Origin of the sequence: Amycolatopsis sp. NPDC102389 (assembly GCF_044765885.1) — a bacterium.
Lineage (GTDB): Bacteria > Actinomycetota > Actinomycetes > Mycobacteriales > Pseudonocardiaceae > Amycolatopsis.
Genome location: NZ_JBIWKX010000003.1, coordinates 181,300 through 196,596, shown reverse-complemented (window position 1 = coordinate 196,596; position 15,297 = coordinate 181,300). Strand labels below are relative to the sequence as shown.

General features: G+C 67.3%; 16 protein-coding genes. 7 read left to right on the top strand and 9 right to left on the bottom strand.

Annotation, left to right across the window (positions count from 1 at the left end):
* Positions 1-62: 62 nt before the first annotated feature.
* On the top strand, positions 63-725 hold the full coding sequence (locus tag ACIRGA_RS04665; protein ID WP_400936519.1) for a DUF1707 domain-containing protein: 663 nt from the start codon (positions 63-65) through the stop codon (positions 723-725).
* Here the strand turns inward: ACIRGA_RS04665 and ACIRGA_RS04660 are convergent.
* The 7 genes from ACIRGA_RS04660 to ACIRGA_RS04630 all read right to left on the bottom strand — a co-directional run bounded on the left by ACIRGA_RS04660 (position 722) and on the right by ACIRGA_RS04630 (position 8,783).
* The gene (locus ACIRGA_RS04660; protein WP_400936517.1) at positions 722-2,125 is read right to left on the bottom strand and encodes an MFS transporter; all 1,404 of its coding nucleotides are present in this window, start codon (positions 2,123-2,125) and stop codon (positions 722-724) included. The two genes, ACIRGA_RS04665 and ACIRGA_RS04660, sit on opposite strands and share 4 nt — an antisense overlap.
* Positions 2,126-2,228: 103 nt before the next feature.
* Complete coding sequence (ptsP, locus tag ACIRGA_RS04655) at positions 2,229-3,863, bottom strand: phosphoenolpyruvate--protein phosphotransferase (RefSeq protein ID WP_400936516.1); 1,635 nt, start codon at positions 3,861-3,863, stop codon at positions 2,229-2,231.
* Between the two features lie 59 nt (positions 3,864-3,922).
* Entirely contained in the window at positions 3,923-4,783 is an 861-nt protein-coding gene (locus tag ACIRGA_RS04650; protein ID WP_400936515.1) for a ribokinase, read from the bottom strand.
* A gap of 320 nt (positions 4,784-5,103) precedes the next feature.
* Entirely contained in the window at positions 5,104-6,801 is a 1,698-nt protein-coding gene (locus ACIRGA_RS04645) for a DUF6346 domain-containing protein (RefSeq protein WP_400936514.1), read from the bottom strand.
* On the bottom strand, positions 6,801-7,877 hold the full coding sequence (locus tag ACIRGA_RS04640; protein ID WP_400936512.1) for a WXG100 family type VII secretion target: 1,077 nt from the start codon (positions 7,875-7,877) through the stop codon (positions 6,801-6,803). The genes ACIRGA_RS04645 and ACIRGA_RS04640 overlap by 1 nt, the downstream gene beginning before the upstream one ends.
* On the bottom strand, positions 7,870-8,211 hold the full coding sequence (locus tag ACIRGA_RS04635; RefSeq protein WP_400936510.1) for a hypothetical protein: 342 nt from the start codon (positions 8,209-8,211) through the stop codon (positions 7,870-7,872). The genes ACIRGA_RS04640 and ACIRGA_RS04635 overlap by 8 nt, the downstream gene beginning before the upstream one ends.
* Positions 8,212-8,234: 23 nt before the next feature.
* Positions 8,235-8,783, bottom strand: coding sequence for a YbaB/EbfC family nucleoid-associated protein (locus ACIRGA_RS04630; protein WP_400936509.1), 549 nt, complete (start codon positions 8,781-8,783; stop codon positions 8,235-8,237).
* 190 nt (positions 8,784-8,973) lie between these two features.
* On the opposite strand from ACIRGA_RS04630, the gene ACIRGA_RS04625 reads away from it, so the two are divergent.
* From ACIRGA_RS04625 to ACIRGA_RS04605, 5 genes are all read left to right on the top strand, one after another.
* A complete protein-coding gene (locus ACIRGA_RS04625; protein ID WP_400936507.1) occupies positions 8,974-9,345 on the top strand; it encodes a hypothetical protein in 372 nt (123 codons plus the stop codon).
* Positions 9,346-9,424: 79 nt separating this feature from the next.
* Positions 9,425-10,804, top strand: a complete 1,380-nt coding sequence (locus tag ACIRGA_RS04620) for a hypothetical protein (protein WP_400936505.1) — start codon at positions 9,425-9,427, stop codon at positions 10,802-10,804.
* A gap of 2 nt (positions 10,805-10,806) precedes the next feature.
* Entirely contained in the window at positions 10,807-11,562 is a 756-nt protein-coding gene (locus ACIRGA_RS04615) for an ESX secretion-associated protein EspG (protein ID WP_400936503.1), read from the top strand.
* Between the two features lie 12 nt (positions 11,563-11,574).
* Positions 11,575-11,973, top strand: a complete 399-nt coding sequence (locus ACIRGA_RS04610) for a hypothetical protein (RefSeq protein WP_400936501.1) — start codon at positions 11,575-11,577, stop codon at positions 11,971-11,973.
* Positions 11,974-12,005: 32 nt separating this feature from the next.
* Entirely contained in the window at positions 12,006-12,596 is a 591-nt protein-coding gene (locus tag ACIRGA_RS04605) for a DUF3558 domain-containing protein (RefSeq protein ID WP_400936499.1), read from the top strand.
* Here ACIRGA_RS04605 and ACIRGA_RS04600 read toward each other — a convergent pair.
* Positions 12,580-13,668: a hypothetical protein gene (locus ACIRGA_RS04600; protein WP_400936497.1), complete on the bottom strand. Its 1,089-nt coding sequence runs from the start codon at positions 13,666-13,668 to the stop codon at positions 12,580-12,582. The two genes, ACIRGA_RS04605 and ACIRGA_RS04600, sit on opposite strands and share 17 nt — an antisense overlap.
* Before the next feature lie 94 nt (positions 13,669-13,762).
* Here ACIRGA_RS04600 and ACIRGA_RS04595 point away from each other — a divergent pair, with 94 nt between their 5' ends.
* Positions 13,763-14,482, top strand: coding sequence for a TetR/AcrR family transcriptional regulator (locus ACIRGA_RS04595; RefSeq protein WP_400936495.1), 720 nt, complete (start codon positions 13,763-13,765; stop codon positions 14,480-14,482).
* Here the strand turns inward: ACIRGA_RS04595 and ACIRGA_RS04590 are convergent, their stop codons facing one another.
* Positions 14,483-15,220, bottom strand: a complete 738-nt coding sequence (locus ACIRGA_RS04590) for a 3-oxoacyl-ACP reductase family protein (protein ID WP_400936493.1) — start codon at positions 15,218-15,220, stop codon at positions 14,483-14,485. It abuts the gene before it with no gap.
* Between the last annotated feature and the right edge of the window lie 77 nt (positions 15,221-15,297).

Here is a 15,297-nt window from a genome sequence, read left to right as displayed (position 1 = left end):
GCGGGTCTGTTCAGGGTATTTCCCCGATCTCGCGCGTGAGAATCGGTTCTACCATTCCTGGCATGGGCGAGGAAGAGCAGCCGGCGACCGAAACCAAGCCGTTGACCGGACGGGACATCCGGGTCTCCGACGCGGAGCGCGAGCACGTCGTCGAGGTCCTGCAGAAGGCGATCGGCCTCGGAATGCTGAACCTCGACGAGTTCACCGAACGGACCGACCGCGCCCTCGCCTCGAAGACCCGCGGTGAGCTGAACGCGGTGCTCACGGATCTGCCCGGCCTGGTGCATCCCGAGGCCGGGATGGTGCCTCGGCAGCAGCAGAACCCGTGGGCGCCGCCGCGGCAGCACGCCTACGCGCAGCCGTCCGGGCAGGTCATGGAGCTCAACGGCAAGTACTCGGCGTTGCAGCGCAACGGGAACTGGCTGGTCCCCGAGTCGATGGTGATCCGGAACAAGTACGGCGCCACGAAACTGGACTTCTCCCAGGCCGATATCCCGCATCCGGTGGTGCACATCGAACTGCAGGCCAAATGGGGGCCGGTGGAGATCACCATCCCCGAGGACGGCGCCGTCGACACCAACTCGATCACCGACATCAAGTTCGGCAACCTCGACGACCGGACCCGCTCGAACGGCCGCCCCGGCACACCCCGGTTCGTCATCACCGGGCGCGTGCACGGGGGGTCGTTGATCATCAAGTACCCGCGGCGAGGCTTCTTCGGCTAGATGTGGCGCAGGTGCCGGACCACGAAGTACGCGACCGCCGCCAGCACCAGCGCGGCCAGCCCGGACACCGCGTGCATCCCGCTGGCGAACGCGTCGTGCGCGGGGACCGCGTCGGCGAGCCGTGACCGGGTGACGGCGTTGCCCAGCGTCCCGACGGTCGCGATGCCCAGCGCGTAGCCGAATTCGTTGCCGGTCTGCGAAAGCGAGGCCGCCGAACCGGCCTTCTCCGGCGGCACGGAACCGACCACCAGATCCGTGCCCAGGGTGATCAGCGGCCCGCCGCACAGGCAGGTGATGGCGAAGGCGATCGAGGGGATCACCGGTCCGGCACCCGCCTCGACCTGCGTCAGCAGCAGGAATCCGGCGATCGCGCCCACCAGGCCGGTGGCGATCAGGGTCGCGGGACGAACGCGGCGGGCGAGGACCGGGGCGGCCAGGAAGCTGACGGTCGACGCGAGCATGCCCGGCAGCAGCGCCAGCGCGGCGCCGACCGGCGAAAGCGACAGCACGATCTGGAAGAACTGCGCGACGAAGAGCATGGTCGTGCCGCCGAGCATCGAGAACGCGCACATCCCGCCCAACGCCGTCGTGAACGCCCGGCCGCGGAACAGCTCCAGGTCGATCAGCGGGTCTTGAAGGATGCGCTGGCGCCGCACGAACACCACGCCGAAGCCGAGACCGATCAGCAGCGAGGCCACCGGGACCACGTGCACACCCTCGCGGGCGAGCTCCTTGATGCCGTAGACCGCGGGCAGGATCGTGACCAGCGAAAGCGCGACACTCGCGAGGTCGAGACGGCCGGCGTTCTCGTTGCGGTACTCGGGCAGGAGCTTCGGGCCGACGACGAGCAGCAGGACCATCGCGGGGACGCCGAGCAGGAACACCGAACCCCACCAGAAGTGCTCCAGCAGCACACCGCCGACCATCGGCCCGACGATCGCGCCGACGGTGAAGCAGCCGGCCCAGATGCCGATCGCGAGCGAACGCTGGCGGCTGTCGAGGAACAGGTTGCTGATCAGGGCGAGCGTCGACGGCGCCAGCGTCGCACCGGCGATCCCGAGGACCGCGCGGGCGGCGATGAGCATCAGCGCGCTGGTCGAGAACGCGGCCAGCACCGAGGCGAGCCCGAACGCCGTGGCGCCGACGAGCAGCAGTTTCCGGCGGCCGATGCGGTCGCCGAGGGTGCCCATGGTGACCATGAACCCGGCGATCATGAAGCCGTAGACGTCCATGATCCACAGTTGCTGGGTGCTGTCGGCGCCGAGGCTCTGGCTGAGCTTCGGCAGCGCGAGGATCAGCACGAACACGTCGAGGGAGACCAGGAAGGTGGGCAGGGCCAGCACGGCCAGCCCGACCCATTCCCGGCGTCCCGCCCGCGTCGGAGTCATGGTGGTCGTCATGGTCCGGTCCTTTCGTCGCTTCGGTGTCTTCACCTAGGCGTCGAAGCGGTGGACCGGATTTCGACATGCCCCCGGATCCTTTTCGGGGAGCGGGGGACCTTTGCTACCGCTTTGAGGCGGCCTGCCTCGCGGACACCGGGTCCGACGTGGCCAAAGCGGCCTCGGCCAGCGCCTCGCATTCGGCCAGCGTCGTGGCAGCCAGGCTCGCGCCGACCGCGCGCACGGCGGGCGCGTTCATCGAAAGGCTGGTCAGGCCGAGCCCGGCCAGGACGAGCGCGAGCCTCGGGTCGGCGGCGGCCTCACCGCAGACACCCGCGGGCTTGCCGGTGTCCTTCGCGGCCTGGCCGATGACCTTGAGCAGGCGCAGCAGACCGGGCTGCCACGGATCGTTGAGCTTGGCGACGGCGCCGAGCTGGCGATCCGCGGCGAAGGTGTACTGCGCGAGATCGTTGGTGCCGACGGAGACGAAGTCGACCGCGTCGAGGATCTCGCGGGCGGTCAGCGCGGCGGCGGGGATCTCGATCATCACGCCCGCGCGGGCGATTCCGGCGGCACGGACGCGCTCGGCGAACCAGGCGGCCTCGGCGGCGGTGGCGACCATCGGGGCCATCACCGAAACCTCGGCGCCCGAGTCCTGCGCGGCGCCCGCGATGGCCTCGAGCTGACGGTCAAGGATCTCGGGCCGGTCGAAGGCGACGCGAAGCCCGCGTACGCCGAGCGCCGGGTTGGGCTCGTCTTCGGGCTCCAGGAACGCGAGAGGTTTGTCGGCGCCCGCGTCGAGGGTGCGGACGATGACCGGCTTGCCGCGGAACGGCGTGAGCACGGCGGTGTAGGCCTTGCGCTGCTCTTCGACACTCGGCTCGGAAGAGGCGTCGAGGTAGCAGAACTCGGTGCGGAAGAGGCCGACGCCTTCCGCCCCCGCCTCGGCGGCGGCCTGGGCGTCGGTGGCGGAACCGACGTTGCCGAGCACCTTCACCCGGTGGCCGTCGGAGGTCGCGCCGGTGCCGTCCCACTCGATCGCGCCGGTCTTGGCGGCCGTGACGACCTCGGCGTTCGGGTCCGCGACCTCGACGACACCGGTGTCACCGTCCACCGCAAGCGCTTGCGCGTCGAGCGCGAGGATCCCGCGGACCGCGACGACGGCGGGAATGCCGAGCGCGCGGGCGAGGATCGCGGTGTGGCTGGTGGGGCCGCCCTCTTCGGTGACGAGCGCGAGCACCTTCTCCGGGTCGAGGCCGGCGGTGTCGGCGGGCGCGAGGTCGCGGGCGACGAGCACACTCGGCGACGCCAGGTCGGGAACGCCGGGAGGCGCGATGCCGAGCAGTTCGGCGATGAGCCTGTCACGCACGTCGAGGACGTCGCGAGCCCGCTCGGCCATGTAGCCGCCGGCGGCCGCGAGCGCGTCGGCGAACTTGCCCGCCGCCTGGTGCACCGCGCGCGGCGCGGGCAGGTTCTGCTCCTTGACGAGCTGCTCCGCCGAGGAGACGAGCGCCGGGTCGGCGGCCATCGCCGCGGTGGTGATGAGGATCGTCGCGGCCTCACCGGCCGCCGTCTCGGAGAGCTTCTCGAGCCTGCCCGCCACGATCTGCGCGGCCGGGGCGATCCGGGCGGCCTCGGCGGCGGGATCGGCCGGTGCCGGCGTGCTCGCGGGTTCGCCGAGCGGCTCGGCGACCCGGACGACAGGACCGCTCGCGCGGCCGGGACTGACGGCGACCCCGGACAGTGACTCAGACGGCATGGTCTAGACCATATCTCATAGGCGGCGTGATCTGACTCAGCAGAACACAGAAGAAGGGATCAATCCAGTTCGGACGCGGTCGGATACGAAGGCTGCGCGCCCTGCCGGGTCACGGTGATCGCCGCCACCTTCACCGCCCTACGCGCCGCATCGGCCAGCTTCTCGCCCTTCACAAGCGAAGTGGCGAGCGCCCCCGCGAAAGCGTCACCGGCGCCCGTCGTGTCGACGGCCTCGACCTTCGGCGACGACACCTCCGCCACCCCGTCCGCCGTCACCACCGCAGCCCCCTTCGCGCCGAGCGTCACGACAGCGGCCTTCGGACCGAGGTCGAGCAGCTTGGGGAAGTCCGCCTCGCCACCGAGCAGGAACGCGGCCTCGTGCTCGTTGACCAACAGCACGTCGAGCCCCTGAAGCGTCTTCGCGGAAAGCTCGGCGGCAGGCGACAGGTTCAGCACTGTCTTCACGCCGTGTTCCACGGCTTCCGCGACGGCGTGCTCGACGGTTTCAAGCGGGATCTCCAGCGACAGCACCACGATCTCGGCACCTTCGAGGTCGACGTCCTCGGGCCGCAGGGCGGAATTGGCGCCGGGCGAGACCAGGATCGAGTTCTCGCCGTCCGGCGTGACCGTGATGTACGCGATGCCCGTCGGGCGCTCACTCGTGCGCAGCGGGCCGGTGTCCACCCCGGACTCGGCGAGCGACCGCTTGAGCAACTCGCCGTACGGGTCGTCGCCGACGGCCCCGAGCAACGCGACGTCCGCCCCGAGCCGGGCCGCGGCGACCGCGGTGTTGGCACCCTTGCCACCCGGCGACAAGACCGTGTCGCCACCGAGTACGGTTTCGCCACCACCTGGCCGCCGGTCGACCGGGACGACGAGATCGGCATTGGCGGACCCGATGATCAGCACCTGAGAAGTCATGGAAGAGACCATGCCATGACCAGCAGTTGTCCGGTCATGACCCTTCTCCAGGCAAAGATGTGAAGAACTTTGTAACTTTCTCGGCGCGTAGTGCGACAATCAGGCGAGCAGCGGAACGCCGTCACTCTTTCGGGGGATAACCTTCCCCCGGGCGTCACTTCGGCGATCACGCCCGCTCTTGAGATGCGTTGCCGCGTCCAAGCGGTGACGTTGCCCCGATCCCGGCTCCCGTCGGGAAAGGGGCATCGGGTCGCCGGCGTCGATCACGTAGCCCCCCGAGTGATCGGCGCCGGCGGCGCCCCGGCTTCGACCCGCCCGGATCAGGTCGAAGTCCTCGCTCGCTCATCGAGCACGACACTGCCAGTGAAGGCCGATCGTGCCTTCAGCGTCTCAACCAGACGCGAGGCGGCGGCTGTCGTGATCTTCTCCGCGAGAACCGACCGAACATCGTCGTGGCGTACCGAAATCCTGACGTACTTGCGGCCGCGTTCCGACGAAACGTGCTCGAAACGGATTTGCTGGAGCTCAGTGAGAAGCACATCGACCGGTGGGATCTCACGCGGTACGACATACCTCGCTGGCTTGTCCCGCTCGAACCAGGTCAGAGAATCCTCGTCCACTTCGAAAGCGCCGGGCGTTCCTCGGAATCGAGTCCTGTAGAGAACAATCGCCCAGGCCACGGTCGCGAGCACGACCACAGGCGACAGCCACAAGGGCACGGCATCGGCGAATCGGCGCAGGAAGAACAGCACAACGATCAAAGCGTAAAGGCCGGCGAAACCGAGAATTCTCACTCCTGGCATCCGGCCTGACCGGACCTTGATCGGATCTTCCGCTCGAGCGGTGTCGACATCCAACCCGCGCAGGGCTGACGCTCCATCCTTCCATTTCACCAAACGGGGTACGGAATCCTTGCCGGGACCGAAACCACTACGCGCAAGTTCGCGTGACCGCCAGTGCACCAGACCAGGTCGGAAACCTTCGATGGCTTCCGACGCGGACTCCGCCTCTTCCATCGTGATTTCGGGAGTCAGGAGGACGCCGTGCTTCGAGGGCCGTCTGTACTCCTTGAGAAGCTTCTCCCTTGACGTCTCGTCGACCAACGTCAAGTGGGCGCTGATCCGACCGGGCTGGCCGCGTTCGTCGAAGACCACAGAACGAAGGTCCTCCCACGGCAGCACCAATGTTTCCGACGAGTCGTCTCGCTGCCTGATCCCCGCTTCAGTGATTTCGATCGTCTGTACGTCTCCAGGTTTCTCCGGCGCGAAAGCCCACCAAGCCGCAGCGGCCGAAAGCACAATTCCGAGCAGCGCTATCGACAGAGCAGCGACGGTTCCCCAAAGGTCCCCGCTCAGCCGTCCGTGGAGGTAAAACATCCACACGCCGATGACCAGCGAGAAAAGGCCGCCGAAGCCAAGCATGGTGACTCCGGTTGGCGAGCGTCGCTTCGGCTTCGGCGGAGCTTTGAGCCGAATAGTGACCTGTTGCCCGTCCTCCCGCGCGTCAACGGCCTCTGGATCTTTTCGACGCCGGAATCGGGCGAACATCCACAGGACAGAGATGAGCAGCGGGATCAAAGCCGCTAGCACAGCGAAGACGTCGACCACCAGGATCACGAGGCCCGCCACGTGCAGCAGACGATAAGGATGTGCGACATCGCGTTGCCAGTGGTCACCGCTTCGTTGAACGCCGATCACATTCGTCCCATCGGCCGGCGTCAGTTCGTCGGGATCGAACTTGACGACGCCGAGCGAGTGGCCGTTCACTGTGACCTCAGCGTCACACTCCCAGAAGTAGCCGAAGCCCTCGGAGGAAACGGGACCTCGACGATCGCAGGTCTTGATCATTGCAGAAGCGTTGCCGACCGCCGTCTGCCCGGCGTTGGTCTCCGGCGTTCCCGCCAATCGGAACATCGTCAGGCAGACGAAGAAGAGATAGGGGCCGATCACCAACGCGACTGCCACCGCCGTGGCCAACACGCCCGCGCCGGTCGCTTTCGTCCGGCTTACGCTCTTCATTACAAGGATCCGGAGATCCGCTGCTCACCAGGCTGGTCGAAGACCGGCTCGACGCCGTCCTTACGAACCGACGAAGCAGGCGTCCTTCCGCCACCGCTGCCGACTACTCCGCTGTCCTTTGGCTCGATGGTGGTATTCGTCTTGTCACGCCGCTTGTCCAGATCGCTCTGGTTGTTGTCGCTGCCGACGCCGACGTCGAGTACGCCTTTCACGGCTTCCTTGATCGCCGCACCACCGAGACCCGGGACAACTTCCTTGGCCATGTGGCTGAGCCCCTGACCAACGCCCTTCGCGTACTTGCCGAACCCCTTTGCGATGGACTCCAGAGCCTCACCCAGGAGTTTGAGGATGCTCTTGGCATTCGAGAATGCCTTCATCAGGCGCTGAACCTGCCCCATTGCCTTCCTCGCCTGCTTCACGGCAAACGGCACGCCTTCACCAGCGAGGGCTCCGGGATATCCAGGCGGGGGATACCTGAGCAGAATGAAGATGATCTTGGCGAGGGTGTCTGTGATGAGATCCCTGATGAGCGTGCGGACGACATCCAGGATCGTCTTGCAAATCTCGACGACGGCACCGGCGTTGCTCGCAGCGTCGGAAAGCGCACGATAGGTGTCCAGTTGCTCTTGGACATAGTCGCGGTACCGATCCGCCACCTGACCAGTCCAGTCCATGCAGTTCTTACGGACCTCGTTCGTGAGCTCCTCTGCCATCTTCTGGACTTCTTTGCTGATAGTGGTCCACTTCTGCGCTTCGAGGTCCAGCGCGTCCTGGTCACCGGTGACGTAGTCGAGCGGTTCCTTCAGGAAGTCGACGTGCTCGATAACCCACCCGAACCCCCAACTCAGAAGAGATTCGAACGGATTTCCGCCAGCGGCGATCATGCCGATGTCGACGCCCGCACTACCCAGACTGAGCAGGCCTTCCGTCCAGTCACCGTGGACGAGCTTTTCGACGCCGCCGATGGTGTCCTGGATCGCGCCCGCGCCTTCCAGTGCACTGTCGACGACATACTTCTCCGAGTCCGTTTCCTTCGTGGCGTCCTGGATGATCTGGTTCGAGCCCGGCTCAGCCATGCTTCACCTGCCCCGCGCGGTTGACCAGATCCTTGGCGGATTCATCGTCGACCCGGCGCGCCTGAGCCCAGGCTCGGACTGTGTCCACGTGGTGATTCCCGGCGTCGACAGCGGCTTTGAGAGCTTCAACCGCCTTGTCTGCAGCGGTGTTGCACCACGCGTCCAGCTGAACGAGATCACCGATCAGACCGAAGTCCTCGGACTTGATCCGGTTCGTCTGGTCAGCGCTCAATGCGGTCTGAAGCAGTTCCAACGTCTTTTCGACCTGCTTGGCGTGCTCGTCGATCCGGACCGGATCGACGTTGAAGCCCTGCTTGCCTTGCGGCTGTCCCATGTTTCCCTCCCTCAAGAACCCGCTCAGCGCAGGAAGTCGCCACCGGTGAAGTAGTCGTCCTCATGGTCCGTCTGCTGCCTACGCGCGGCGCGCGGCGGCGCGGGTGCGGCCGGAGGAGCGGGCGGCTTCGGAGCGGGAGGAGGCGGAGGCGCGTCGAGTTCGTCTTCGGCGACGAAGCGGGCGTCCTCGTCCGCCTCCTGGTGACCGCCCTCGACATAACCCGTCGGTTCGGGTTCCGGGTACTCGGTGTGCAGCTGGTTGACCAGCTCGTTCATCGTCTCGGTGCCCGCGATGGACGGCACGCCGGTCTGCATCGCGCCCGCGAGTTTGCTCTGCGCGCTCTGGACGACGCGGAGGATCTCCTGCGCGAGCGCGGGGTTGTCCCGCACGGACGGGCCGATCTCCAGGCCGACGAGGTTTCCCGCGTGGTTGACCTTGACCGAGATCTGGCCGTCCTTGCTGCGTTCGGACACCGAGACGCTTTCGATCTCGGTGCGCATCTGATTCGCCTTCCGCTGGGCGTCGGCCAGTTTGGCCTCGAAATCAGCGAAGAGCTGCTCAGGGTTCGACACGCGAACCTCCCCTGTTCACGTCGTAGCCGTTCGGCGACCGAGTGTGGCATACCCGTCTGACATCGGGGAACGTTTGGCGTAGATCCGCACCCCGGTCGTGTGGATCACCACAGCGGCCCCCGGTTTTCCCTACCGGATGCGACGGCTGGCCCGGTGTTCCCGCAGGTCAGCGAGCCTTAGCGTGCCCGGCATGACGATTTCGGACTGGAAACGCGCGGTCTACGCGCTTCTCGCACTTCCGGGTTACCTGGGTGGCGCGAAGGCCCAGCACGGGCTCGCGCGGCGCTGGCTCGGGCACGAGACCGGGTCGCGGCCGCGGTTCGTGGCGGCCTTCGGGCCGAGCGCGGTCGCGTTCCTGCTCGCTTTGCTGCTGTTCTACCTCGTCGGACGCATCGCGACCTACGGGCTCTTCTGGACCGGGAGCGACCCCGAGGGCACGTGGGGCGGGCCGACGCTGGCGGGAGCGTGGATCGTGCACTTCTTCGTCGCGGCCGGGATGTCCATGCCGATCTTCCTGGTGCTCCGGCCGCTCACCAGGCTCCAGGCTCGCCTTCTCGGCTGAAACCCGTCTACCAGGTGTGATCGGCACGGTATTGTGCGTGAGCGCAAGAATTCGACCGATTGGGCCGGGGAGGGCTTCGATGGGTTTGTTCGGGGACGTGTGGGAGGCGGCCGCAGGCCTGCTCGGCAAGACCGGTGTCGGCGCGGTGGCCGGTTTCGTCGTGGGCGGGCCGGTCGGCGCGATCGTCGGCGGCATCGTCGGGTCGAACGCGAGTGACGGCTCGGGCGCGGTCAATCAAGGCGGACTCACGCCCAAGCAGCTGCTCGAAGCCGTGGTGAACGGTCCTGGAACGAGCTCGTTGGAAGAAGCGCGCAGGGTCGGCGGTGAGCAAGCGCGGAACCAGACCCAGCTGCACGACGGGACCCGTGACGTGATGACGGCGCTGGAGTCCGCTTGGACCGGTGGCGCGGCGGACGCGGCGCGGGCGAAGCTTCAGCCGCTCGCCGACTCTTCCACGTCGGCGTCATCGAGCCTGGAGCGCAATTCCGGGCTGACGCAGACGCAGCTCGATCAGTTCGTGTCGCTGAAGAACTCGCTGGACCGCGAAGTCGCCGCAGACCCGCCGACCACGGGCACCTACGACGACGTGACGCCGTGGGACACCGACACCGAAGAAAAGGTCAACCAGTACAACCAAAAGGCGCAGGCGAATCTCGAGCGGTACAACGCCTACAACGACCAGTCCACCTCGAACAACGCCGGCCGGACCATCGACTACGGGCAGCTCGGCGCGTTCGACGGCGGAGACTTCAAGGTCGACGACAGCCGGCCCGGTCCTGGCGACGGCGGCAAGGTGCGCGGGTTCGACGGGCGCTCGGATTCCGGTGGCGACGGGTACCGGCCGCCGCCGGGTGGGGTGCAGCCGCCGATTCCGTCGTCGGGGCCTCCGCCAGGAGGCGGCCCCGAGACGCCGAACCACCGGCCGTACGAGGTCCCTCGCCCGCAGCCGTCCGATCCGGGCTTCCGCCCAGGTCAGTACGACGACGGAACGCGGGCGGCGGGGTACACGCCTCCGCAGCCTTCGTCCTATCCGGGTTACCAGCCGCCGTCCTTCGGCCCCGGCACCGGCGGCGGGACCAACTTCGGCCCTGGGGGTGGCGGAAGTGGTTTCGGACCGGGATTCGGGCCTGGTGTAGGCGGTGGTTTCGGCCCCGGCTCGGGCTCGGGCTCGTCCGGTGGTCCGGGGAGCGGCGCCGCGCCTGGAGCCGGTCGCGGAAGCGGGGCGATGACTCCCGGTCAGCCCGGCCAAGCCGCCCGCCCCGGGATGCCCGGAGGTCCCGCCGGAGGCGCGGGCAGGCCGGGCGCACCCGGAATGGGCCCGATGGGCGCCGGTGCGGGCAAAGGAAAGGGCGGAGAGGACGAGGAGCACAAGCGTGCCTCGTACCTGCAGGAAGCCGATCCCGACAGCGTCTTCGGCGGCACTGAGACAAAGCCGGTCCCGCCGGTGATCGGCCTCTGACCGTGTTCGAAGCACCCTTGTACCTGCCGAAGACCGTGCTGCTCACCGCATGGGAATGGGAGCGCCACGGCACTCCGCCCGCGGTGCTCGGCCCGGACCACCTCTGGCTCGCCGAGGACACCAAGAAGAAGCTCGACGACGCGGTGCTCGACACCCTCACCGAGCTGAAGCTGGCCACTGGCGGCACTCTGACCAGGGAGTTCCGCGACCTTCTCCGCGTGCTGGCCAACGGCCCGCTCCGGTTCACCGCCTGGCTGGGCGACATCGAGGCGGGCGAGACCGGGAACATCCTCGTGTCCGCGTCCGGCCGGGACGCGGTCCGGGTGATCCGCCAGGACGAGAAGGTCCGTATCGACGTCATCGACCCCGGCTACGGCGCCGAATCGCTGGTCGACATGCTGCCGCCCGTCGAACCGGCTCGGATCGCCCCGGTGAAGATCTCGAAATCCCGCTTCTCGGGCCAGCCGGTCTACGAGGATTCGTACGAGCTCGAGGACCCGACCGACGAGCCCGAGTACGACCCCTTGTCCTCGGCACGGGAGCTGATGGCGGCGAAACGAACCGGCGTGCACCAGCTCTACGCGGTCAACAACGGCACCAGGAGCACTCCGCTGACCGTGGTCGACATCGCCCACACCGGACGCGTCCTCACCTACGTGCTGCCGGGCGAGGACGGCGAACCGCTGGTCAGCTTCGAACCGGGGCGGAGGGATGTCCTGGTCGACGTCCTCTACGCGACCCTGCACGGACTGAGGTAAGGGGAGATCTCGATGACTTCGTTCTTCGGGGACGTCTGGTTCCAGAACAGTGACACGGTCGTGGGCGGTGGAGCGGCACCGGCCGGTGGCCAGGGCTTCAGCATGAGCGGTGACGAGATGCGGGCCGTGCTCAAGAAGTGCCAAGACCAGCGAAATTTCATCCGCGAGCAATTTCGAGACGCAAGAAAGTTGTCACAGGTCGTACCACCAGGCAATGAACAAGCAAGCAAGCATGCGGTCGACGGCCCGAACGGCGTCAACGAAACAGGGCGGTTCTATGAGGGACATCTGCGATTCCAGGACAAGTACTATACGGAGCTGATCCTCCGGCTGGAAAAAGCACTGGGACTGACCGAGGAAGCCGACCGGCAAGCAGCCGACGCGACCAAGAAAAGCGGGACAATCGATTGAGCTCACGACACCAACTGGCCGCCTTCGCCTTGGTGGCCACCGGCACCCTGCTCCTGTCAGCCTGCGATGGCAATCGCACCACGCCCGGCACCCCGACGCCAGGCACACCTGCCGCGTCGTCGAGCGCAGCGGGTGTCCCGAACAGCGGAGCACCCGCTGTGCAGAACCCACTACCGGCGAAGGTCCTCGACGGAAGCCCTTGCGACAGCGCACTCACTCCTCAGCAGATCGAGACCTTCATCGGCGAACCGAGCCCTGGTAAACCCAAGACCGACGCCCTCGGCACCGCCTGCGACTGGAGCTCTGCATCCGGCAGCGGCGCGGGATTCCAGATCAGTTACCAGACGAAATCCGATCAAGGAATCAGTCTTCCCTACAAGAACGTGAAACCGAAAGCAGCTCGCTGGGTCGAGCTCGATCCCATCGACGGCTATCCGGCGATCGGCTACACCAACATCCAGGATGACGACGGTTGCGCCGTCGTGGTCGGCGTCTCCGATCAGCTCGCTTATTCGGTTTCCCTGTCCCTCGGAGACAAAGCCACCCAGCAAGGAAAAGACGGCTGCAAACTCGGCCGGGACGTGGCTGCGGAAGTCTTGAAGAACCTCAAGGGGAGGGCGTAAGCCGCGAATAGACGGCCTCCGCACCTTTGGCCAGGTTCTCCCGAATGGTGACCGGATCGGTCTTCGCGGCGACGAGGCTGATCCGCACCATCGAACGGCCGCTCCGGAAAAGGATCTGGCCGCCGTCGGCGCCGGGAACGATGCAGCTCGCCTCGCCGATCGGCCTGGGTAGCGCCTCGCCCCGGCTGAAGGCGCACTGCTCGCGAACAGCGGCGACGGCGAAGTCCGGCACGGACAGCACCGTCTGGCTGACGGTGACGCTCGGTGCGATTCCCTCCGAAAGGGCGACCTGGCCGGCGCGATCGCAGCGCATCTCGACGCTGTTGTACTTCGAGCCGGGGGTCTCGCTGAGGCTGAACAAATCGCGCTGCAGGCCGTCGGTCGGCCGTTCGGTGATCGTGGTGAAGACCTCCGCCGGGAAGGCGGCGCAAGGGTCGGCGACGAGGCTGTAAGGCGCGGGGTAAGTGTGCACGGGCATGGACCGCGGCCCTTGGGCGACGTTCCGGCGGACGCCGTCGAGCAGTGCGGTCAAGGCGGCTTCGGGATCGGGGAGTTTGGTGAAGCCGGTAAGGCCGAGCTCCAGGATGTTGTAGTCGGTCTGGATGCTCACCCTGACGTCGTCTGGTGATCCTCGACGCGCACCGACCGCCAGTACGGCGTCGTGCCAATCCATCCGGTGCGAAAATCGCGAGTGCAGGACGTGCAGGCTCACGCTCGTTCCGGACAGCTCAGGCGCACTTGAAACGCTCACGCTGCCGCCGCACGTACTCACCCACGACCCCTTTCCGGCGAGGTCGGCGCGGTCTCCGTCGGTGGTGCTCAGGCGGTCGCCGCCCTGGAGGAAACCGTCCTTCAACGCCATTCCCGCGGCGGCCAGCACCTCGGGGCTGAGGACCGCGCACGCGTTGTGGACCAACCCACCCTGGAAGGTGGCGGGCGGTTCGGCGCTGGGGGTTTCCTTCAGGATGAAGCGCCGGGGTGGCGGAGGCGGGTCGGCAGCCGGCCCGGGCCGGGGAACGCAAGCCGCGCAGATCAAGGCGGGCGCGAGTAACAGGAGTACGCGTTTCATCAAGCTGGAACGCTACGAGTTGCCGACGCGGAAGCCAGCCCGCTTCAGGATGAGTCCAGCCGCCACGATTCCGGCACTGACCACCTAGAATGCGCGGATGACCAACACCGGCCGCAGGGGTCGCGAGCGGGCCGCGACCGATCAGGACATCCGCCGGACGGCGCGGGCGCTCCTGGTCGAGCAGGGGCCGGAGGCCGTGACCCTGCGGGCGATCGCGCGCGAGCTCGGCATCACGGCGCCGGCGTTGTACCGCTACTACGGGTCCCGCGACGATCTGGTCGAGCATCTTCGCGCGGACGTCGTCGCGGATCTGGCGGCCGAGCTCGCCGAGGACATCGCGCAGCTGCCGGATGAGGGCGCGCTGCAGCTTTTCGCCATCTGCAAGGGATTCCGGCGCTGGGCGCTCACGCACACCAAGGAGTTCACGCTGGTCTTCGCGTCGCCGGCGGGGGACGACACGTTGAGCAGGCTGGACGAGCCGTTCGGGCGGATCTTCCTCGCGGCGGCGGGCCGGGTGCTCGCGATGCACGATCTGGTGACGCCGTCGAACGACGTGGTCCCCGTCGAACTGCGCGACGATCTCACGTCGTTCCAAGAGGAATTGCTCGCCGTGCTGAAGGAGTCCGGGGCGACGTTCCCGCTCGAAAAGCTCGACCTCGGCGTGACGTACCTGATGATCCAGTTCTGGGCCCGGCTCTACGGGCACGTCACGCTCGAGGTCTTCGGCAACTATCCGATCCCGTTCTCGAAACCGGACGTCCTCTTCGACGCGATGCTGGCCGATCTCGCGCGCGAGATCGGCCTGTCCACCGAGTAACTAGGCCGCGTGGCCGCCGTCGACCGAGACGGTCGCCGCGGTCACGTACTTGCTTTCCGGCCGCGCCAGGAACGACACGGTGGCGGCGACCTCCGACGGCGAGCCGTAGCGGTCGAACACCGTCGAGCTCCGCTGGTCGGCGGCGTACGGGCCGTCGGCCGGGTTCATGTCGGTGTCGGTCGGGCCGGGGTGGACGATGTTCACGGTGATGCCGCGCGGCCCCAGTTCCCTGGCGAGGCCCTTGGTCAGGCCCAGCAGCGCGGTCTTGCTCACCGCGTACAGCGACATCCCGGGGCCGGGCACGCGGTCCGAGACACAGCTGCCGATGGTGATCACGCGACCGCCTTCACCGAGGTGCCGGGCCGCGGCCTGCGTGGCCACGTAGACACCGCGGACGTTGACCGCGAGCACGCGGTCGATGTCCTCGATGCTCGTCTGGTCGATAGGGCCGACGAAACCGACGCCCGCGTTGTTCACCAGGACGTCGAGCCTGCCGAACTCGGCGACCGCCGTGTCGACCGCGGAAGCCAGGGCCGCGGCGTCGGCGCTGTCGGCCTGGATCGCCAGCGCACGGCGTCCGAGTGCCTTGATCTTGTCGACGACACCGGCCGCGAGCTCGGCGTTGTTCTGATAGGTGAGCGTGACGTCGGCGCCGTCCTCGGCGAGCCGGATCGCCGTGGCGGCACCGATCCCGCGGCTGCCGCCGGTCACCAAAGCCACCTTGCCGTCGAGGGTCATGGGGTGTTCTCCGTTCGATTTCGTTGTCCTTGAACAACTCCATCGAATCGCCTCATGACCCTCGACGCTGGCGGCTA